The 20,567-nt window shown below is 43.9% G+C and carries 24 protein-coding genes, 1 tRNA gene and 1 riboswitch; of the genes, 23 read left to right on the top strand and 2 right to left on the bottom strand.

Going from position 1 to position 20,567, the window contains the following annotated elements:
* Window positions 1-79: 79 nt before the first annotated feature.
* Window positions 80-153 (bottom strand) — tRNA-Arg (locus ACFRAK_RS00350).
* 228 nt (window positions 154-381) lie between these two features.
* Here ACFRAK_RS00350 and ACFRAK_RS00355 point away from each other — a divergent pair.
* From ACFRAK_RS00355 to ACFRAK_RS00465, 23 genes are all read left to right on the top strand, one after another.
* Window positions 382-1,236 (top strand): polysaccharide deacetylase family protein, encoded by an 855-nt coding sequence (locus ACFRAK_RS00355; protein ID WP_394571232.1) that lies wholly within the window; start codon window positions 382-384, stop codon window positions 1,234-1,236.
* Window positions 1,237-1,322: 86 nt separating this feature from the next.
* Window positions 1,323-1,497: riboswitch (cobalamin riboswitch) on the top strand.
* 181 nt (window positions 1,498-1,678) lie between these two features.
* On the top strand, window positions 1,679-2,644 hold the full coding sequence (locus ACFRAK_RS00360; protein ID WP_483878276.1) for an ABC transporter substrate-binding protein: 966 nt from the start codon (window positions 1,679-1,681) through the stop codon (window positions 2,642-2,644).
* Window positions 2,607-3,662 (top strand): FecCD family ABC transporter permease, encoded by a 1,056-nt coding sequence (locus ACFRAK_RS00365; RefSeq protein WP_076368413.1) that lies wholly within the window; start codon window positions 2,607-2,609, stop codon window positions 3,660-3,662. Before ACFRAK_RS00360 ends, ACFRAK_RS00365 begins: the two co-directional genes overlap by 38 nt.
* A 6-nt stretch (window positions 3,663-3,668) precedes the next feature.
* Window positions 3,669-5,141 carry a heme ABC transporter ATP-binding protein gene (locus ACFRAK_RS00370; protein ID WP_394571142.1) on the top strand — a complete coding sequence of 491 codons (1,473 nt, stop codon included), beginning with the start codon at window positions 3,669-3,671 and terminating at the stop codon, window positions 5,139-5,141.
* Window positions 5,138-6,103 (top strand): adenosylcobinamide-phosphate synthase CbiB, encoded by a 966-nt coding sequence (gene cbiB / locus ACFRAK_RS00375; RefSeq protein WP_394571143.1) that lies wholly within the window; start codon window positions 5,138-5,140, stop codon window positions 6,101-6,103. Before ACFRAK_RS00370 ends, cbiB begins: the two co-directional genes overlap by 4 nt.
* Entirely contained in the window at window positions 6,078-7,151 is a 1,074-nt protein-coding gene (gene cobD, locus ACFRAK_RS00380) for a threonine-phosphate decarboxylase CobD (protein ID WP_394571144.1), read from the top strand. Before cbiB ends, cobD begins: the two co-directional genes overlap by 26 nt.
* Complete coding sequence (locus ACFRAK_RS00385; protein ID WP_387705025.1) at window positions 7,124-7,699, top strand: bifunctional adenosylcobinamide kinase/adenosylcobinamide-phosphate guanylyltransferase; 576 nt, start codon at window positions 7,124-7,126, stop codon at window positions 7,697-7,699. The genes cobD and ACFRAK_RS00385 overlap by 28 nt, the downstream gene beginning before the upstream one ends.
* On the top strand, window positions 7,696-8,487 hold the full coding sequence (cobS, locus tag ACFRAK_RS00390; protein ID WP_387705023.1) for an adenosylcobinamide-GDP ribazoletransferase: 792 nt from the start codon (window positions 7,696-7,698) through the stop codon (window positions 8,485-8,487). The genes ACFRAK_RS00385 and cobS overlap by 4 nt, the downstream gene beginning before the upstream one ends.
* The gene (locus ACFRAK_RS00395) at window positions 8,445-9,062 is read left to right on the top strand and encodes a histidine phosphatase family protein (RefSeq protein ID WP_387705021.1); all 618 of its coding nucleotides are present in this window, start codon (window positions 8,445-8,447) and stop codon (window positions 9,060-9,062) included. Before cobS ends, ACFRAK_RS00395 begins: the two co-directional genes overlap by 43 nt.
* A 5-nt stretch (window positions 9,063-9,067) precedes the next feature.
* Complete coding sequence (locus tag ACFRAK_RS00400; RefSeq protein WP_387601484.1) at window positions 9,068-9,442, top strand: bifunctional adenosylcobinamide kinase/adenosylcobinamide-phosphate guanylyltransferase; 375 nt, start codon at window positions 9,068-9,070, stop codon at window positions 9,440-9,442.
* Between the two features lie 14 nt (window positions 9,443-9,456).
* Window positions 9,457-10,041 carry a cob(I)yrinic acid a,c-diamide adenosyltransferase gene (locus tag ACFRAK_RS00405; RefSeq protein WP_063234218.1) on the top strand — a complete coding sequence of 195 codons (585 nt, stop codon included), beginning with the start codon at window positions 9,457-9,459 and terminating at the stop codon, window positions 10,039-10,041.
* A gap of 2 nt (window positions 10,042-10,043) precedes the next feature.
* Window positions 10,044-10,538 carry an ECF transporter S component gene (locus ACFRAK_RS00410; RefSeq protein ID WP_387601481.1) on the top strand — a complete coding sequence of 165 codons (495 nt, stop codon included), beginning with the start codon at window positions 10,044-10,046 and terminating at the stop codon, window positions 10,536-10,538.
* Window positions 10,535-11,233, top strand: a complete 699-nt coding sequence (locus ACFRAK_RS00415; protein ID WP_387601478.1) for an ATP-binding protein — start codon at window positions 10,535-10,537, stop codon at window positions 11,231-11,233. The genes ACFRAK_RS00410 and ACFRAK_RS00415 overlap by 4 nt, the downstream gene beginning before the upstream one ends.
* Before the next feature lie 38 nt (window positions 11,234-11,271).
* Window positions 11,272-11,493 (top strand): GntT/GntP/DsdX family permease, encoded by a 222-nt coding sequence (locus ACFRAK_RS00420; RefSeq protein ID WP_387705017.1) that lies wholly within the window; start codon window positions 11,272-11,274, stop codon window positions 11,491-11,493.
* Window positions 11,494-11,563: 70 nt separating this feature from the next.
* Window positions 11,564-11,848 (top strand): GntT/GntP/DsdX family permease, encoded by a 285-nt coding sequence (locus ACFRAK_RS00425; RefSeq protein WP_387705015.1) that lies wholly within the window; start codon window positions 11,564-11,566, stop codon window positions 11,846-11,848.
* A 97-nt stretch (window positions 11,849-11,945) separates the two neighbouring features.
* Window positions 11,946-12,089 (top strand): GntT/GntP/DsdX family permease, encoded by a 144-nt coding sequence (locus ACFRAK_RS00430; RefSeq protein WP_387601590.1) that lies wholly within the window; start codon window positions 11,946-11,948, stop codon window positions 12,087-12,089.
* A 22-nt stretch (window positions 12,090-12,111) separates the two neighbouring features.
* On the top strand, window positions 12,112-13,656 hold the full coding sequence (gene gntK, locus ACFRAK_RS00435) for a gluconokinase (protein ID WP_394571145.1): 1,545 nt from the start codon (window positions 12,112-12,114) through the stop codon (window positions 13,654-13,656).
* 97 nt (window positions 13,657-13,753) lie between these two features.
* Entirely contained in the window at window positions 13,754-14,230 is a 477-nt protein-coding gene (ybaK, locus tag ACFRAK_RS00440; protein WP_063234213.1) for a Cys-tRNA(Pro) deacylase, read from the top strand.
* Window positions 14,231-14,318: 88 nt separating this feature from the next.
* Window positions 14,319-15,437 carry a PRK06851 family protein gene (locus tag ACFRAK_RS00445; RefSeq protein ID WP_387601467.1) on the top strand — a complete coding sequence of 373 codons (1,119 nt, stop codon included), beginning with the start codon at window positions 14,319-14,321 and terminating at the stop codon, window positions 15,435-15,437.
* A 166-nt stretch (window positions 15,438-15,603) separates the two neighbouring features.
* A complete protein-coding gene (locus ACFRAK_RS00450; protein ID WP_387705011.1) occupies window positions 15,604-16,470 on the top strand; it encodes a Cof-type HAD-IIB family hydrolase in 867 nt (288 codons plus the stop codon).
* A 26-nt stretch (window positions 16,471-16,496) separates the two neighbouring features.
* A complete protein-coding gene (locus tag ACFRAK_RS00455) occupies window positions 16,497-17,588 on the top strand; it encodes a PQQ-dependent sugar dehydrogenase (RefSeq protein WP_387601462.1) in 1,092 nt (363 codons plus the stop codon).
* A 506-nt stretch (window positions 17,589-18,094) separates the two neighbouring features.
* Window positions 18,095-18,514 (top strand): MarR family winged helix-turn-helix transcriptional regulator, encoded by a 420-nt coding sequence (locus ACFRAK_RS00460; RefSeq protein ID WP_228467576.1) that lies wholly within the window; start codon window positions 18,095-18,097, stop codon window positions 18,512-18,514.
* 18 nt (window positions 18,515-18,532) lie between these two features.
* Window positions 18,533-19,738: an MFS transporter gene (locus tag ACFRAK_RS00465; protein WP_387705007.1), complete on the top strand. Its 1,206-nt coding sequence runs from the start codon at window positions 18,533-18,535 to the stop codon at window positions 19,736-19,738.
* Window positions 19,739-19,886: 148 nt separating this feature from the next.
* On the opposite strand, the gene bshB2 is transcribed toward ACFRAK_RS00465, so the two are convergent.
* A complete protein-coding gene (gene bshB2 / locus ACFRAK_RS00470) occupies window positions 19,887-20,552 on the bottom strand; it encodes a bacillithiol biosynthesis deacetylase BshB2 (RefSeq protein ID WP_098370231.1) in 666 nt (221 codons plus the stop codon).
* Between the last annotated feature and the right edge of the window lie 15 nt (window positions 20,553-20,567).

Consider the following 20,567-nt stretch of genomic DNA (forward strand, 5'->3'; position numbering starts at 1 on the left):
CTGACCTCCACATAAATTACAGAAAAAACCCTGCTATAACACGGAGAATCCGCATTATAACAGGGCTTATAAACTTTAGCGTCCCAGATAGGAATCGAACCTACGACCTACAGCTTAGGAGGCTGTCGCTCTATCCTGCTGAGCTACTGGGACATATATTTAAGTCGACGACTTATTTATTATATTTCTTATAGGCAAACTTTTCAAGCTTATAGCACATACTTATGAAAAAAATCTTCATAAATGCTCAGCAGGGCACTATGCTCTTTTGTTTTCCTATTAATTCTTTAAATGGAATACTTTATTATCGAATAGTATTCTGATACTATTATACTAGAAAAAATTAGGGGAATGATAGTGAAAAGATATAGAGTTTTATGGATGGTGGCATTGGTGGGAATTTTAATTTTACCTGGATGTTCACAAGGGATTGTAGAGGGTATAGGCATAAAAACGGCTGCACCGATTGCGGAAGATGACATTGAAGTGGTCGAAGCGGCCGAGAATGAGACTGAGACTGGTCAGGATTTGGATGGCCAGATCGATACGGGAGACTGGATAATGGCCAAGTCCGCGGTCAGGCTTCCAATCTTGATGTATCACAGCATTTCTGAAGGGAATGGACTTCGGGTTCCAATTGAGGAATTCCGAGCACAGATGGCTTGGCTTCGGGAGAATGGTTACTATACATTATCGCCTGAAGAAGCATACCTCGTTTTAACCGAGAATCGGATGCCAAGTGAGAAGTGTGTCTGGCTTACTTTTGATGATGGCTATACAGATAACTACACGGAGGCTTTTCCGATATTAAAAGAAAATGATATGAAAGCAACTGTCTTCATGATCGGTAAGTCCATTGATAAAGGTCATCACCTGACTGAAGATCAAATGTTGGTGATGAGCAGGAATGGGATTTCGATCGAAAGCCATACGATCAACCATTTGGAGCTGAACCGCATGACGGCAGTACAGCAAGAAGCTGAAATGGTCCAGTCAAAGGATCTGTTCGATCGTATCCTCAAACAGGACACGACAGTGCTTTCCTATCCTGTTGGCCGGTATAATGAAGAGAGTCTAGCGCTGTCAGAAGAAGCGGGATACAAGATGGCAGTCACCACCGAACCTGGGGGAGCTTCAAGGGACCAAGGGATGCATGCCCTGCATCGAGTTCGGATTTCACCCGGATTATCAGTCGGTGGGTTCGCGTCGCTGATAGAAAATGCTTCTAATCATTGAAGATGGACGGGTCATTTCGAACTTGTTCAGAAAAATCATATAATAATCGATTCTTACATGGTGTATAATGAAGGCAGTGAAAATTATATACATATGAACGATTTGGTGTCTTAATGACTTAAAAGGGAAGTTGGTGAAATGCCAACGCGGTCCCGCCACTGTATATGGGAGCTGACGGCTGTGTACCACTGTATGAGATATGGGAAGGTGCCGTTGACGATGACCATGAGCCAGGAGACCTGCCAGAATTCGTACACCTGTAACCTACGCGGATGGGAAGGTGTGTGGCAGACCCTAAGAAAGAGTCCGTAATGATATTGTTGCCATGCAAGCACCTTCCGTTTAACGGGAGGTGCTTTTTGTTTTGGGGGCATCTTCCAACAATGCGTTTTCTTAATTACAGGTGGGAAGAAATTAAATGAAAAGATTGTGGGGAATGAAAATGAAGAAAATTTTTGGTCTGATACTGTTGATGTTGCTTACTGCAGGATTGATGGTTGGCTGCAGTGACGCTGCTGATGAAGGAAAAGAAAAGCAGCAAACGAATCATGCTCAACACGAAGCTTTTCCGATTACGATTAAAGATGCAACTGGGGAAAAAGTGACGATAGAACAAAAACCGAAGAAAATTGTTTCGTTGATACCAAGTAATACGGAAGTGGTCTTTGCACTTGGATTGGGAAAAAAGGTCGTTGGTGTTTCCGACAATGATAATTACCCGGAAGAAACGAAAGAAATTGAAAAAGTTGGCGGAATGGAAATGAACACGGAGCTGATTGTCTCCATGAAGCCTGATCTTGTTCTTGCGCATGCATCAAGTGCCCATAATTCGAATGAGGGTTTACAGCAGCTTAAGGATGCTGGAATAGATGTCCTTGTAGTGAATGATGCACAAAGCTTTGACCAAGTCTATAAGTCTATTGAAATGATTGGACAGGCAACGGGTGAACAGGATAAGGCAAAAGAAATCGTTACGGATATGAAAACGAAGCTCAAGGATATCCAGGAAAAGGCCAAATCCGTAAAGGAAGAGGATAGGAAGACCGTTTTAGTGGAAGTTTCGCCTTCACCGGAAATATACACACCTGGAAAAAATACTTTCATGAATGAGATGCTTAACATTATTTCAGCGGATAATGCTGCTGCAGAATTGGACGGATGGGCAAAAATTGATGAAGAGTCGATGATTGCTGCAAATCCGGATGTCATCATTACAACGTATGGTTATTATACGAAAGATCCAGTTAGTGAAGTGACGGGCCGAAAGGGATGGCAAGACGTAAATGCCGTTAAGAATGGCCAAGTCTTTGATGTCCATTCAGACTTGGTGACCCGTTCCGGTCCACGTTTAATAGAGGGAGTAGAGGAACTTGCCAAATCAGTCTATCCGAACCAATTTGACAACTAAATGGGCGTTTGCTTATTTGATTGCGTTGTTCATTTTGTTATTCGCGATGACGATAGGCATTTCCTTTGGTTCGGTGCCAGTACCGATTCCCGTACTTATACAAATAATCGGCAAGGAGATTTTCCATTTGCCGATTTCTGCTGATCCGGATGTGATGCTTACGAATATCGTGATGAACATCCGCCTGCCGCGTGTATTGCTTGCGGGTTTGGTCGGGGCATCACTTGCGATTGCGGGTGCGGCTTTTCAGGGACTGCTCCGGAACCCGCTCGCTGATCCTTACACATTGGGTATTTCATCAGGAGCATCGGTAGGCGCCGTATTGACAATATTCTTGAATATTTCACTGCCGTTCATCGGTTTATATACTCTTCCGGCATTGAGTATCTTATGCTCAGTGCTCACGATGCTTTGCGTACTTACTTTCGCAAAAAAAATGGATCGATCGATGAAAGTGGAAACGATCATTTTAACGGGAATCATTTTCAGCTCATTTTTAAGTGCCTTCATTTCATTGATGATTGCGCTGACGGGTGATGAATTAAGACAAATCATCGGCTGGCTGATGGGAAGCGTTTCAATGCGAGGTTGGAATTACATTGCAATCATTTTGCCCTTTTTTATCATTGGATCATTGATTTTGATCATGAATACTAGTGAATTGAATGCGATGACTTTCGGGGAAGACCGGGCAAAGCACTTAGGTGTGAATGTTAAGCGGCGGAAAATGTGGATCTTGATAGCCGGTTCGACATTGACAGGGGCAGCCGTTGCCGTTTCAGGGGCGATTGGCTTTGTAGGATTGGTCATTCCTCATTTTGTCCGAAAGATTTGGGGGCCTGACCATAAACATCTGCTTCCTTTGTCATTGTTGGTAGGAAGCGGATTCTTAATATTGGCGGATTTTGTGGCACGAACGATCATTGCCCCATCGGAACTGCCGATCGGGGTGATCACCTCACTTATCGGGGCGCCTGCATTTGCGCTGATTTTATTAAAGAGACGGAGAGAAGGGTAAAAACGGATGCTTGAAGTAAGAGGGTTAACAGGTGGATATCATAACAAAGCTGTTTTGGACTCTGTCTCTTTTGATGTACATAAAGGGGAATTATTCGGGATTCTTGGTCCAAATGGCAGCGGAAAAACGACGCTTTTAAGCATGCTTAGCGGGGTGCTCGATTATAAAGGCGGAAGCGTACGGATTAGAGGTAGGGATTTGAAGGATTATTCGTCAAAACAACTTGCACAGGTCATTGCTGTGCTCCCCCAACATTCCTCATTAGCTTTCTCCTATACAGTAAAAGAGACGGTCTCACTTGGTCGATATGCCCATCAATCAGGTTGGTTCCACAGTTGGTCCGCAGAAGATGAATCGATTGTCCAACGAGTTATGGAACAAACGGGAGTAGCTGATTTTCAGGATCTTCATTTTGAACGATTATCAGGAGGGGAGAGACAAAGGGTTTTGCTGGCACAGGCACTTGCCCAAGAGCCAGAAATCCTTTTTTTGGATGAACCTACGAACCACTTGGATCTTTCCTATCAAAAAGATCTTCTGGATCTAATGAGGAAAATGGCAAAAGAGCAGAACTTGACCGTTATTTCAATTTTTCATGATTTGAATTTGGCTGGATTGTATTGTGATCGGCTTATGTTGCTTGAGAAAGGGCAGATTCAGGTTGTTGATGTGCCGAACGAAGTGCTCCAACAGGAACGGATTCAGGATGTATATCATACGACGATCGAAAAACATCCACATCCCGCCCTTCCGAAACCGCAGATGTTCATCGTTCCGGAAAGGCATGGCCATGATACTATCCCATTGGAAATCGATGGTTCCTATTTGACAGTCGGTCCTGAGATGATTCAATTGGATTCACCGATTCCACTTAGAACGATGTCTTCTGGAGTGACTGGTTCAGGGACGGGCTGGCATAAATATTTTGTGAATAGGCACGTCCATCATGGCTATGATTGCGAGGATCATCATGTTGAAATGGCCGACTATTTAAAGACTCATGGTTTTGAACCTCAGGAAACGGTAGGGATGATGACCGCCGTCTTTCTCGACACGGTTGCTTTCAAGCTATTAAGAGCTGAAGATTTCTCGGTTTTCATTATCGTGACGGCTGGTGTAGGAAATGCTATCGACGCTTCTTTAGCAGACCGGCATTCTTGGAGTTCCGCTCCAGGAACGATAAATACTTGGATATTCGTAAATGGGCATTTGGCAGAAGAGGCTTTCATCCACAGCATAGTTACTGCGACCGAGGCAAAAGTAAAAGCGCTTCATGATTTGCATGTCATGGATAAGGTGACAAATACATGTGCAACAGGAACATCGACAGACAGCATTTTGATTGCGGCAACTCAAAGAGGGGCAAAGCTTCAATATGCGGGCACCATCACTCCGTTAGGGAAGCTGATCAGCCGCGGTGTTTATGATTGTACAGTGGAAGCATTAAAGAATACTCGGAAACGGATTGAGGATTTATGATTTATCATCATCTTTTTGCAGTTACGCTGGCATTTTTCCTTGATCTATTAATTGGTGATCCGCCAAATTGGCCGCATCCAGTCAAATGGATAGGAACGATGATAAGCAAGTTGGACCTGGCATTCAATAGAGGGGCATATAAGAAACGGAATGGATTCTTCATGTTGTTCACCGTCGTATCGGCGGTGATATTGATTACTGGTCTTACCGTCTATTTGGCTTATCGGATCCACCCGCTTGCAGGCATCCTTTGGGAAGCTGTTGTCATTTCCACTACGATAGCTCAGAAGGGCTTGAAGCAAGCTGGAATGGATGTTTGCAATCCGCTTAATGAACGGGATTTTCCTGAAGCAAGGCTAAAGCTTTCCTATATCGTTGGCCGTGATACTGCTGATCTTGATGAATCCGAAATAGTCAGGGGCACCGTGGAAACCGTAGCGGAAAATACCAGTGATGGGATTACGGCACCGATGTTCTGGGCAGCATTTGGCGGTGCGCCGCTCGCGATGATGTACAGGGCGGTTAATACCTGCGATTCCATGGTAGGGTACAAAAATGATAAATATGGGCAATTCGGCTGGGCTTCAGCCAAGCTCGATGATATCGTCAACTGGATTCCCAGCCGCCTCACCGGATTCCTGATGTTGCTAAGCTCGAAATCTGGCCATCATGGATTCGGTGCCAGATGGAAGATATTATTCAATGACGCAAAAAAACATCCAAGCCCGAATAGCGGGTGGTGTGAAGCAGGTGTTGCTGCCATTTTGGGAATACAGCTTGGAGGCCGGAATATGTACAAAGGAATTGTTTCCGACCGTGCGAGGATGGGAGTTCCGCTTGTTCGATTGGAAGCAAAACATATACCAAAAACGATTGCCATCATGCATCGGTCATCTTTTCTATTTCTGCTGATGCTATGGCTAGGGGGACTTATTCTTGACATTACCTTCTCATGGCTCTAATCCTCATTATCTTTACGAAGCGCTGGAAATCGAGATGCCTGAATCGATTATCGATTTCAGTGCTAATATCAATCCATTGGGTCCGCCTTTATGCATAAAGGAACAGTGGTCTGGGTTTTTTGAAGGAATCCTTCAATACCCAGATCCGCATGCCATTGAACTGACAAAAACAATGGCAAAAAAAGAAGCGCTTCCTGAGCAATCCGTTTTGATGGGGAACGGCGGTGCTGAAATCATCATGTTGGTAGCGAACGGATTAGCCAATAAAAGGGTGCTAATCATTCAGCCGGCATTTGCGGAATATGCTGAAGCTTGTTTGGCAGCAGGATGTAAGGTCGATTTTCACCAGTTGGATGCTCCTGAGTGGCAATTGGACTTGGATCGATTGATTCCCCGATTACCCGGATATGATGCAATTTTCTTATGTACGCCTAATAATCCGACGGGTGTTTCATTTAAGCGGGATGCAGTTAGGGAATTGATCATTGAATGCCAAAAAGCGGACTGCCTGGTAGTCCTGGATGAGGCTTTTTATGATTTTACTGAGGATGCCTTTAGTTATGCTTCTTTAATCAATGTATTTCCACATTTACTCATTCTAAGATCAATGACTAAAATCTTTGCAATTCCGGGTTTGAGACTGGGCTATTTGCTTGCTGCACCTGACATCATAAAACGGGTAAGAAATTATAAACCGCATTGGAGCGTTAACCATGTGGCACTTGAAGTAGGGAAAATCTGTCTTGCAGAAGAGGCTTATATGAGAAAGACAAGAGAATATATTGCATGGCAAAAGCAAAAACTATTCCGGTTTTATGAGGAGCAAGGGTTGAATGTCTCCGATAGCACAGTCAATTTTTATTTGGTGAAAGATGAATCCTTATCCCTTTTCCCCTTTTTGCTGAAAAAAGGAATCGTACCGCGTCATACCTATAATTTTCCCGGTTTGGATGGAAGGTGGCTTCGGTTTGCAGTGAAGAGTGAACATGATAACGAAGCATTGATGGAGGGGGTAAGACAGTGGAGAAAGCAAGGCTCTGTTTTATAACCGGGGGTGTCCGTTCCGGAAAAAGCAGCTTCGCAGAAAGAAAAGCACTGGAGTATGCACTCCAAACGGATGGGAACTTGCATTACCTGGCCTGTGGCCGTATCAGTGATGTGGAGATGGGTGAACGCATCCTTCGGCACCGGAAGGATAGAGAAAGCAGCCCGATTGCTTGGAAAACTTCCGAATACGCAACGGATATTACAAGGATAGGGGAGGACATTGATCAGGATTCCATCATTCTGCTCGATTGTCTGACAACCCTGCTTGATAACGAGCTATTTGGCCCTGGTATTCCGCTTGAAAAAGAATTTTTAGATAGCATTTTTTCAAAAATAATAACCGGAATCAATGAGATAAGAAAACAATCCAGCTGTTTAATAGTCGTTAGCAATGAATTGGTGCAGGAACCGATTTTCCAGGATGACTTCCTTCATATATACGGAAAAACACTGGGCCAGCTTCATCAAGCGATCGTCGGGCAGGCCGATGAAGCCTATCTTGTTGAAGCGGGAATTCCATTGCGGAAGAAAGGGTGCATGCAGGAATGAGCGGAGTGATCGGTTTTTTAATTAACCTGCAGTTCTTTACGGTTTTTCCAATAAAGAAGCAGCTTCCGATGGAGAAGAAATATATTCACCGTGCCATTCAAACCTTTCCATTGGTAGGTCTTTTGCTAGGCTTGATATTGGGCGGTGTTTTGTATGCGCTCGTGGAATGGACCCCATTGTCATCGCTTGCCATTGCCTTTTTCCTTTGGTTTTTGACGATGGCATTGACGGGAGGTTTGCATCTCGATGGCTGGATCGATGCAAGTGATGCTTTTTTTTCCTATCAGGATAAAGGGCGGCGATTGGAAATCATGAAGGATTCCAGGACAGGTGCATTCGGTGTCATCTCCGTCATAGTCCTATTGGCCGCCCGGTTTCTATTTATCTATGAAATTGTCGAAAGGGTTAATGAATGGACATACTTCTTGATCATTGCCCTTCCACTCCTAAGCAAATGCGTGATGGGTTATTTGCTCATCCGGATGCCGCTGGCTAAAAAAGAGGGGCTCGGTGCTTTTTTTCAAAGTGCAGTAAAGAAAAGCAGTTTGCCCATTTATTGGCTGTACCTCCTTGTAAGTCTGGCGGTTGCCTGGATCATCGATTTTAAGCTTGTCACCTTATTTTTCATCATGTGTCTGGCTGCAGTATTTTTCCTGGTTTATATAAAACGTAAAGTCGTCAGTTGGTTCGGTGGGATAACGGGGGATGTACTGGGGGCATCAGTGGAAGGGGTTGAGCTTTGGTTATGGCTGATATTGTGGCTATTACACTACTTCGCCATGGGCTGACGGAAGCAAATGAGCGAAAGGCCTACTTGGGCTGGACCGATTCCCCATTAAGCATCAAAGGAGAAAAGGAAATACTGGAATTAAGAGGCTCTTACCCAAAGTATGAAAAAATTCACAGCAGTGATTTGCCCCGCTGTGTGGAAACTGCACGACTGCTGTTTCCACATGCAGTTCCGGTCAAAGACCCTTTGTTCCGTGAAATGAACTTCGGCAGTTGGGAAGGTCGGACGTATCATGAGTTGAAGACAGATCGAGATTATCTTAATTGGCTGGAACGTCCCATGGAGGCCCTTGTGCCCGGGGGTGAAAGCTATCCGGCATTTTCCGAGCGTGTGAATAATGGCTGGAACCATTTGATTGCCTGTAAGGAGAACCGAATTGCCATAATGACACATGGAGGGGTAATTCGTGATTTACTGGTCCGCCATGCACCGAAGGAAAAGTCCTTTTTTGATTGGGGAATTTCCCATGGCAAGGGTTATGAGCTGATATGGGAAGACCGGGAAAGCTTAAGGAGGGGAGAACGCTGCACTTTGTTACAGGAGGCGCCTATAATGGGAAAACTAAATGGGTAAAGCAATTGTATGGTTTGGAAAATGATGTCCTTTGGCTGTCCGGTTATCGAAAAGAACCGCCTGAATTGATTGGTTTTCAAGGCAAGACTGTTGTATTGCAAGGGTTGGATGCATGGATTCAACAAGATGCAGAAAATATGGATTCAGATTCGATTCGAAAAAGATGGAAGGAAATCATGGCTGATTGGCGAATATGGGAGAAAGAAAAGGATGAACACAATTGCATTGTGATCGGTTCTGATATTTCCAAAGGCATTGTCCCGATCGAAGCAAAAGATCGCAGATGGCGCGATGCCTGCGGATGGGTCTTTCAAGATGTAGCATCCATATCCAGTCGCGTTGATATCATCTGGTATGGAATGAACCAGCAAATAAAGTAGAGGAGGCAATTGGGATGAAAATCTATACACGTACAGGGGATAAGGGACAAACAAGCGTAATCGGAGGTCGACTTGATAAGGATGACATCCGTGTTGAATCTTATGGAACGGTCGATGAAGTGAATAGCTATATCGGTCTTGCGGTGACAGAATTGGATTCAGCGATATTTACGGATGTACTGGCCGATCTAGAGAAAATCCAGCATGAGCTGTTTGACTGCGGCGGTGATTTGGCAACCGTTTCCGAGAAGGCCCCACAAAAGCTGACGGAGGAGGCCATTACCTATTTGGAAGAACGAATAGATGCCTTCATACTTGAAGCGCCAGAATTGGAAAAGTTCATCCTGCCTGGCGGCTCAAAAGCGGCTGCAACCATTCACATCGCCCGTACCGTTACAAGAAGGGCGGAACGATTGGTCGTTTCATTGATCAAGTCTGGTGCGGCCGTTTCACCATTATCACTTCAATATTTAAATCGTTTGTCGGATTATTTCTTTGCCGTTGCACGTGTGATCAACTTCCGTCTTGGTGTGAAAGATGTGGAATATATCCGCAGCGCAAATGTATTCCGTGGAGGGAAAAGAAAGGAAAAAGAGTAAACATGGATGTAAGAAAAATTAGTGCAATTGCTATATTCATTGCCTTATCGGCGGTAGGGGCAATGATTAAAATCCCTTCCCCGATCGGGAGTATCGCTTTGGATAGTTTTCCGGCCCTTTTGGCGGCTGTCATACTTGGCCCGGTATCGGGGGCTATTGTAGCTGGGCTTGGCCATATCATTTCAGCGTTATTCGGCGGAATGCCACTTGGGCCATTCCACTTTTTGATCATGGTCGAAATGGCGGTCCTGACATGGATGTTTAGCATTTTATATATAAACGGAAAAAAAATAGGCGCATTTTTCCTCTTCTTTATCGGTAATGCCTTCGTTTTAGCCCTGCCTTTCGCATTTCTGATCAGCCCTGGTTTTTACACGTTATTGGTTCCGGGATTGACGGCAGCGACGGCGGTAAATGTAGCATTGGCTGGCCTTTTACTGCCACGCTTGGAGCCTGTCTTGAAAAAAATGATTTTTAAAGATGGACTCGCAGAATGAATGATTCATTGATTTTGCCATTTTCCGAATCAGATTCTTTGATTATTTCAAGTGATAATAGCGGCGGAATCGGCCTGAAAGAAAAAGATCTTGTCCATGTCCCTTATGAGGTCGTTGGATATTATTCCTTTCGGGTTGCCGTCATGGAATGTTTGGGCGTTGGCGGGAGTCCAGTATCAGTCGTTCTAAATAATTTTTGCGGCGATCAAGCCTGGGAGGACTTGACCAGGGGTGTCAGGAAGGGGCTGAATGAATTGGGAATGGAGGATCTCCCCATTACAGGCAGCACTGAAAGTAACATGCCGCTTCTTCAATCAGCACTTGGACTTATGGTGATCGGTAAACGAACGAATGAATCCGTTAAAAAGCAGCATCCTAAACGGAAAATAGCTCTGATCGGCAGGCCGCTCGTTGGAGAAGAAGTAATGGAACAGCAAGATTGGGTCGCGCCGTTATCTTTATATAAAAGCCTTTGTGAAATGGAAGGTGTTCAGGCACTTCCAATCGGTTCAAAAGGGATAGCATATGAATGGGGGCATCTGGATCAAAATGGTGAAGGTGTTTCCGTGCATATTAGTAATAAAGTCGATATTGCAAAATCATCAGGTCCATCCACATGCTTCCTCATTGCTTATCCTGAACAACTGGAGGAAGAAATCAAGCACCGATCCGGTCCTCTTTTTATTGGTGAATGATATTTCAAGACTGAATCAGGTATCGAGTTTAGTTCACAATGAACTGGTTCGATGCTTTTTTCTTTGAGAGCCATACCTTTATGCATTCCTTTCCTGATTTAAGTTGTTTAGTTTTCTTGATCATTACCATGGCCAAAGTAAAATGGCACCCATGTAGTGCGTTACTTCTCGCCTCCGTCGTTTTAGGGATTATCGCACGTATGGATATTCCGGATGTTGCAGATGCTGTTCAGACAGGGGCAGGTAATAATTTTGGTTAGATAGCACTCTTTGTCGGTTTAGGTGCCATGCATGGAAAGGCGATGGCCGAGTGTGTAAATAGGAATTCCCATGTTAACTGGACCTGTTTTTGGTTCCTGCATATCTAAAAGAATGGATGGACAAGCACGCGAGGGGTTAGCGGATCAATTCTCCAATATACATAACCGTGAGCACCCAGGTTTCGGCATTTCCTTGATCATGATTTTAATGCCGTTCTTACTAATGTTGATCGGAGCTTTCGGTGCTGTGTTTGGTGAAGATTCAATATTGGATGATGGGATTGCCTTCATTGGAAAACCGATCATCCCCTTATGTTTCTGTGGTTGTTTCATTCTTTACATTAGGTTGAGCTAAAGGTTTTAATAAAGAAGAACTAAGCCAATTCATGGCACCCTGCCTCGCCCCACTGGATCCATCATCTTGATTATTGGAGCCGGCGGTGCATTTAAAAATGCATGGGGGTGAAGCCGGATTTTGGATGATCAAAAAGCTTTTTTTAACAGGCACGCAAACGTTAAAGTCTTGGTCGGTTATGGAAACGATTATATCAGTCGTTTCACTTATCCTAATCTTACTATTGAATTCAATTGTTTAAGAGAAAGGAGCATGATGTAAATATGGGACATTCAGGTTATATGATGGGAATCGATATTGGTACGACGAGTACGAAGGTCGTTCTTTTTTCTAAAGGGGGGGAGGTTGTCCAATCTTGTTCGAGGGGATATCCTCTTCACAGTCCAACTCCTTCCGTTGCGGAACAAGATCCCGAGGAAATTTATAAAGCGGTCATCATTGCAATAGGCGAGGTTATGATTGCAAGCGGAATAGAAAAGCAAGAACTGGGCTTCATATCGTTCAGTTCGGCGATGCATAGCTTGATCGCAATTGGTAAAGACGGCAACCCGCTGACGAATAGCATTACATGGGCAGATAATCGAAGTGTTGCCTATGCGGGGAAATTGAAGGCTTCGGAACAGGGGATGCAATTGTATCACAGAACGGGAACACCCATTCATCCAATGTCGCCAATCACGAAAGTAATGTGGTTAAGAAATGAGCATCCCGGGATTTTTAACGAAACGGAAAAATTTATAGGAATAAAAGAATACATCATCTATAAATTTTTCAATGAGTATGTGATGGATTATTCGCTCGCTTCTGCAACGGGCATGTTCAACTTGAATGACCTGAAGTGGGATGAAGAGGCACTCACCATCGCTGGAATCGGGGCTGACAAGCTGCCGGCGCTTGTCCCTACGACCCATATCCTCTCAGGCTTAAGTGAGGAATTAGCTGCAAAAATGAACATTCATGCTAGTACCCCGTTTGTGATTGGCGCGAGTGATGGCGTGCTTGCCAACTTAGGGCAAAACGCAATCAAGCCAGGAGTTCTGGCAGTGACAATCGGAACGAGCGGTGCGGTAAGGACCGTCAGTGACCGGCCGCTTACCGATCCCAAAGGCAGGACATTCTGCTATTCCCTTACTGAGAATCATTGGGTAATCGGCGGACCGGTCAACAATGGGGGAATCACCTTCCGATGGGCTCGCGATCAATTGGGCCGTATGGAAATCGAAAAAGCGAAGGCTTCGGGACAGGACTCCTATGAGATTCTGACGGATATGGCTTCTAATATTGCACCTGGTTCAGATGGGTTGATATTCCACCCGTATATGGCAGGGGAACGGGCACCATTATGGAGTGCCGATGCAAGGGGCTCCTTCTTTGGGTTGGCGCTACATCACACTCGTGACCATATGGTCCGGGCAGTGCTGGAGGGTGTGATGTATAATTTGTACAGCGTCCTTATTGCTGTAAAGGAGCTGACTGGTGCTCCCGAGAAGATTCATGCAAGCGGCGGATTTGTCCGCTCGAAGCTCTGGCGCCAAATCATGGCTGACATATTCAATCAAAACGTGACAATTCCTGAAAGCTTTGAGAGTTCGAGCTTAGGTGCCGCCGTTATTGGATTATACGCTTTAGGCGAAATCGAAAGCCTTGATGAGGTTGAGGGTATGGTTGGTGAAACGAATGAACTTGTCCCAATCGAAGAGAACGTTAAAGTGTATGAAGAGTTAATGTCGATTTATTTATCCGTGAGCAGGCAATTGGAAGGCGACTACAAGAGGATCGCTGATTTCCAAAGACGCCACTTAGAATAAATTTTAGGGAAAGCACAGATGAATAAGCACTGTGCTTTTCTTTTTGCCCGGTCTTTAAAATGGTAAGATGGAAGAAAACGATAAGGGGAATTTTCTTATGGGAGCCAGTAAAACGAATGCAATGCGAATTCTTGATAACAAACGTATAGAGTATGGCATGATGAGTTATGATGCCCGCGATGGAAAAATCGACGGGATCACTGTTGCGGACAAGATTGGAAAAGCGCCGGAAACCGTTTTTAAAACGCTTGTTACCCATAACGGACCGCAGCAGCTATACGTATTTGTCATCCCTGTAGCAACCGAACTGGACTTGAAAAAGGCAGCGAAGGCCGCAGGTGCAAAAAAAATTGAAATGCTTGCGGTTAAAGATCTGCAAAAATACACAGGGTACATTCGGGGAGGCTGTTCCCCGATCGGAATGAAAAGGCAATACCCGACCTTTATCGATGAAAGTGCAACAAACCTGCCTGAAATCATCGTAAGTGGAGGGAAAATCGGTACACAGATCGTATTAAAACCGTCGGAATTCCTGGAAGTCACCCAAGCGGAATCTGTAGCCCTCATAAAATAAACTGTTTGCCTTTAGGTATTCACCTATTGGGTCTTTTCATCATACGCTGTCTTGAAGTCATATCTGTATTGTGAGGGAGAGTGTGATAGTGACAGGAAAAGTGATGAATTATTTTGCTGGGGGCAATACGGCTAAAGGTTTTTATAGTTTATATGATTCCAATTTAAAAGGTCTAGAAAGATTATTCATATTAAAAGGCGGACCTGGTTCCGGTAAATCGACCATTATGAAAAAAATCGGCCAAGAATGGCTGGATAAAGGCTTTGACATCGAGTATTTACATTGTTCATCCGATAATGATTCCATTGATGGAATCATCATACCGGCTTTGAAAATCGGGATCGTGGATGGGACCGCCCCGCATGTGATTGAACCGAAGGCACCAGGGGCCATTGAGGAATATGTCAATCTAGGAGCAGCCTGGGATTCCCAGCAGTTGGCTTCTGAAAGAGCGGCCATCATAAAGTTGACGAATGCGAGAAGCAAGAGTTTCGATAAGGCATATGCCTTGTTCGCTGAAGCATTGAAAATACATGATGAATGGGAAGACATTTATAAGGCAAATATTGATTTCGCAAAATTGAATGGGTTGACCAATAAATTGATAGAAAGCTTTTATAGAGATATCGTCCTTAATAAAAAGTCGGATGTTCGTCACCGATTCTTAGGTGCAGCTACACCAAAGGGTGCAGTTGATTTCATCCCCAATATTACTGAGGGAATACAAAAACGGTACTTTTTAAAGGGCCGTCCAGGTTCCGGTAAATCAACGATGCTGAAGAAGATAGCAAAAGCTGCGGAGCAAAGAGGCTTTGATGTGGAAATATATCATTGTGGTTTCGATCCGCATAGCTTGGACATGGTAATCGTCCGGGAGGTTGGAATCGCCATATTTGACAGCACATCGCCGCATGAATATTTCCCGAGTTGTGGAGGGGATGAAATCATTGATATATATAAGACGGCCATCCTGCCGGGAACAGATGAAATATATGCCGAACAGTTAAAGGATGTTTCCACTAGGTACCGGACGAAAATGAATGAAGCGACAGCAAATCTGGCTAAGGCAAAAGAGCTGCATGACGAACTCGAAAGGATTTATGTAAAAGCAATGGATTTTACAGCAATCGATGACATTCAAAAAGACATCCACGAACAGATTATTGAACGTGCCCAAGATGTGGATAGAAAAACGATTCTACATTAAGAAAACAAACTGCACCTATCTTAGTTAGGTGCAGTTTATTTATTTACATAATCGAATTTTCTAATGACTGAAGTCACACCAAGAATATATACGGGTTTGTTAAACGTGTTTATCCACGATCTTTCGGTTAAAATAGGGATTATATTGAAAAAAGGGGCCGATTGAATTGATTAAGACGATTGCGATTGATATGGACGGAACATTGCTAAACAAAATGCAAAAAGTCAGTGAGGAAAATAAACATGCCATCCAGAAGGCGCAAAGCGAGGGTGTGGAAGTGATCATTGCTACTGGAAGATCTTATGTGGAAGCTAGGTTCGCCTTGGATGAAGCTGGCATCGTTTGCCCTGTCATCTGTGTAAATGGTGCGGCCATCTTCACGGAGGACGGAAAAATTGCCGCTTCCAATCCAATGTCAGCTGCCACTGCCAAAATGGTCGCTGAATTCCTCGAAGAACAAGGGATTTATTTCGAAATATATACGAGCCAAGGGATTTATTCTAAAGACTATGAAAATGCAATATCTGTTTTGGTTGATGTATTCGTTACAGCGAACCCTGACATTGACCCTGAGAACATGCGGAAATATGCGGAGCAGCGTTTACAGCTTGGACAGGTAACTTCCATTTCCGATTATTCCGAGTTATTCAGCCGTTCGAATGAGGAATATTATAAAATTCTTAGCTTCTCAAAGGATTTAACTTTATTAAATCAAATTGCTTCGAAATTGAAAGGACAGGGAGTTACAGTCACTTCATCGGGACGCGAAAATGTGGAAATCATGAGTGAAACAGCTCAAAAAGGTACGGCACTTGAAACATACGTGAATGGAAAATCCGGCTCAATGCAAGAAACGATGGCTATCGGGGATAATTATAATGATATATCCATGTTTGAACGGGCAGGTTTGTCTGTCGCAATGGGAAATGCCCCGCTCGAAATTAAAAAACTGTGTGATGAAATAACAGGAAGGAATGATGAAGCCGGTGTCGCGGAGGCCATTTTAAAGGTGCTTAAACAGTCAGCCTATTAAACTCATGAATCGAAGGAGGAAAGATTTTGAAAAAATCGCTCTTTTTTTTCCTTATGGCTTTGATTTTAACTGGTTGTAACATGAAAGATGGCGACAGCAAACCTCAGCCGAATCCTGTCAAAGAAGAGACGGGCACTATAGGGGGAGACCCGGATGTGCTTGTAACGAACCTGCAGGCCTCATGGTCGATCCAGAAGAATGGCGACACAATGTATGTGTCAGAGCGGGCAGGAACAATCGTTGAATTGGACAAGGATAAGATGACACGGCAAAAGGTCAACCTTAAAAGGACATTGTCAGCTAAAGCGGAAGCCGGGTTGCTTGGGTTTTTGCTAGCTCCCGATTTCTCTAAGAGCGGGCAAGCTTTCGCCTATTATACCTATGAAGAAGGCGGGGATTCCATCAATCGAATCGTCGTTTTAGAAAAAAATGATGATAAATGGCAGGAGATGGAGACCTTAATCGACGGAATACCAAGCGGGGACTACCACCATGGCGGCAGGATCAAGATTGGACCGGATGATAAGCTATACGCAACAACAGGCGATGCAAGAAAGGCTGAAATCGCACAGGACCTGGATTCTTTAGGCGGGAAAATTCTGCGCATGAACCTGGATGGCACCATTCCGAAAGATAATCCTTTCGGGAATTCATACGTCTATTCATACGGTCACCGCAATCCACAAGGTCTGGCCTGGGATGGAGCAGGACAGTTATATGAAAGTGAACACGGAGATTCTGCACACGATGAATTAAATAAAATTGATCCAGGTAAGAACTATGGCTGGCCAGATATAGAGGGCGATGAGCAAAAACCTGATATGGTAACACCATTGATTCATTCCGGTGAGAATACGTGGGCTCCATCTGGCATGGCCTATTTTGACGGAAAGCTCTATTTTGCAGCCTTAAGGGGCGAAGCGCTTAAGAGTTATGATGTAAAAAGCGGAAAACTGACTAATATCATTACAGGCTCAGGAAGGATACGTGATGTATTCGTTGATGAAGAATTCCTTTATTTCATAAGCAATAATACGGACGGCCGAGGAAATCCTGATGAAAAGGATGATAAACTTTTTCGTTTGCCACTATCTAGCTTAAAAGGAAATATGCCCTGAAGTTATCATGAGAAGCTCGGAGATGTGGATTTGTTCGAATGAAATCCTTCTGCATCGCAAGGATCGAATATCGGACGCCCCGCTTTTTAATAGCGGGGTTTCCTTTTTGTTTATGGCCTCGAAGCATCGACCACGAAGAGCATGACATGGCCCCGATTTGCCCCATACGATTTCGCCAAATTCACGAGTATTTGCTCCAAACTAACGAGTAAAAGCGTGAAACTCACGAGTATTTGCTCCAAACTCACGAGTAAAAGCGCGAAACTTACGAGTATTCGCTCCAAATTCACGAGTAACGTCCAAACCCACGGGTATTTACTCCAAATACACAGTGTTTCTCACCAAACTTCCAATTAAAAGCATGAACCTCCTGAATTTTGTCCTGAAGCAATGGAGAAGCTGAGGAAACAGTGTTCATACGATTATTTTCGTTCAGCTGAAAGCTAGACATTTCTAATGAATGGGTGTATAGTTACCTAGGTAACTAATTTACAGGAGGAATACCTTTGTCCTTTAATAATGGTTTTTTTCATCATAACTTACAATTTTCGAGGTCATTTACCAAAAAGTTAAATGAACAATTGGCCAAGGTTGATCTTTTTCATTCCCAATGGTCGATTGTATATTATCTGAGTCAGTTTGGCTGTTCTACACTTGTTGAAATAAGCACATATCTAGATGTGGAGAAACCGACGGTAACCAGGACGGTAAACCGGTTGGAAGAACTTGATTTGATTGAACAAGTCCCAGGGAAAGATAAGCGGGAACGGAGAATACAGTTAACGGAGTCGGGTTTAAGGACTTATCACGAGGCCAAAAAGGTAGTTGAAGAATTTGAACTTCAATTAATGAGCGGTTTGGCTGAAGAGGATCGAGAGGCAACGTTACGAACGCTGATTTTCCTGAAGGAAAAATTAAAACAATAGTAAGGAAGAAGGATTGAAATGAATCACAAACCGAAACTGTGGACGAAAGACTTCCTGATTGTCTCGTCTGCGAACTTTTTTTTATTTTTAACTTTTTATGTCTTGATGGTGACATTGACCATTTACACGATGGATAACTTTCATGCGTCGCAAGCACAAGCAGGACTTGCTTCAAGTATTTTTGTTCTCGGGGCTGTGCTTGTCAGACCGATTGCAGGGAAAAAAATTGACAAGATTGGCCGCAGAAAGATGTTGCTTGGATCATTGGTTCTATTCCTGATCGCATCCATTGGCTATTTCCTGGTGAATGGTTTATCCCTCTTATTGATTGACCGGCTTATTCACGGTTTTGCTTTTGGCCTGGCCACAACGGCGACTGGAACGATTGCTGCAGATATCATTCCGAATGAAAGACGCGGGGAAGGTACAGGTTACTTTGCCATGAGTACAAACTTGGCAATGGCATTCGGTCCGTTTATTGGATTGCTGATAACACAGCATTTCAGTTATTCCATCATTTTCTATGCAGCCTCCTTATTTGCCGCATTTTCTTTAGTTGCATCATTATTCATGAATGTGCCTGAAGGGGAAAAGGGTGGAGCTTCAACACAAAAAGGGTTTAAAATCAGTGATTACTTTGAGAAAAGGGCACTGCCCATTTCCATTTTTATCGGATTTGCCGGATTTACCTATTCGAGCATTTTGTCCTATTTAACGTCTTTTGCAAAGGAAATGGATTTAATGGATGCGGCAAGCTTTTTCTTCGTCGTATTTGCTGTATTCCTTTTGGCGTCCCGTCCGTTTACAGGACGTATGTTTGATGTGAAGGGGGAAAATGCAGTCATTTACCCATCGCTACTACTATTTGCCGTCGGTATGGTCATCCTCAGCCAATCCCATCACGGTATTACGCTTCTGATTGCCGGCGCCTTTATCGGAGTCGGGTATGGTACGTTCCAATCAAGCTGTCAAGCGATTTCGATTAAGGAAGCTCCATCAAATCGGATGGGATTAGCCACATCCACGTTTTTTACAATGTATGACTTCGGTATTGGTGTCGGCCCGTTCCTATTGGGATTCCTTATTCCATTTACAGGGTTCAAAGGGTTATTCATGGGAATGTCGATCTTTGCATTCATACTTATTGGCATTTATTTCTTGGCGCATGGAAAAAAGGCCTCGGCAAGAACGAAAATGCAGCATGAAAAACGCTTGTCCGCCTAATTTTTTTGATTAGGTTTGTATAAAACGAAGAATTTTGGGGATGCTTATATTATGATTGATTTTCCAAAGTATCCCCCTTTTCTCCGCCTGTAATCGACAGGCGTTTTTTTTATGCCATAAACAAAAAAACCGCCTATTGGCGGTTTCCTTAAAATTTATAGGTCCATAATCGTTCTTTGCGGATCCAGTCCAGAAAATCTGCATCCTGATTTTCGAATTTCTCTTTCCAATCGATCACCATTGCCTGCGTTTGCGAACGGTGGGCAGTGAATGCAGCTACCTTTTTTTCTTCGACGGCAGAGATATCCTGGATGATGTCAGGCTGTCCCAATTCGTCAATGCAGTTATTCGAGAAGGCGACACAATGAAGTTTAGGTCTCTCTTTCTCTTCCATCCTTTCCACTGCCCGAACCACAGCACGTGCTGTCGCTTCATGGTCTGGATGGACACTGTATCCTGGGTAAAACGTAATGATCAATGAAGGGTTCAATTCATTGATGGCATCGGTAAATAATGAAGTCAGCTTTTCATCATCTTCGAATTCAATTGTCTTATCACGCAATCCAAGCATGCGTAAATCTTGGATGCCAATCGCATTTGCTGCATCGATCAATTCCTTTTTACGAATTTTAGGTAGCGATTCCCTTGTTGCAAATGGAGGGTTTCCTAAATTACGTCCCATTTCTCCTAAAGTTAAGCATAAATAGGTGACAGGAGTGCCCGCTTCTCTATGAAGGGCAAGCGTTCCGGAGACCGAGAATGCTTCATCATCGGGATGTGGGAATATAACTAATACATGGCGTTCTTTTTCCAAGGTATATTTCTCCTT

The organism is Peribacillus sp. NPDC056705 (genome assembly GCF_043656335.1).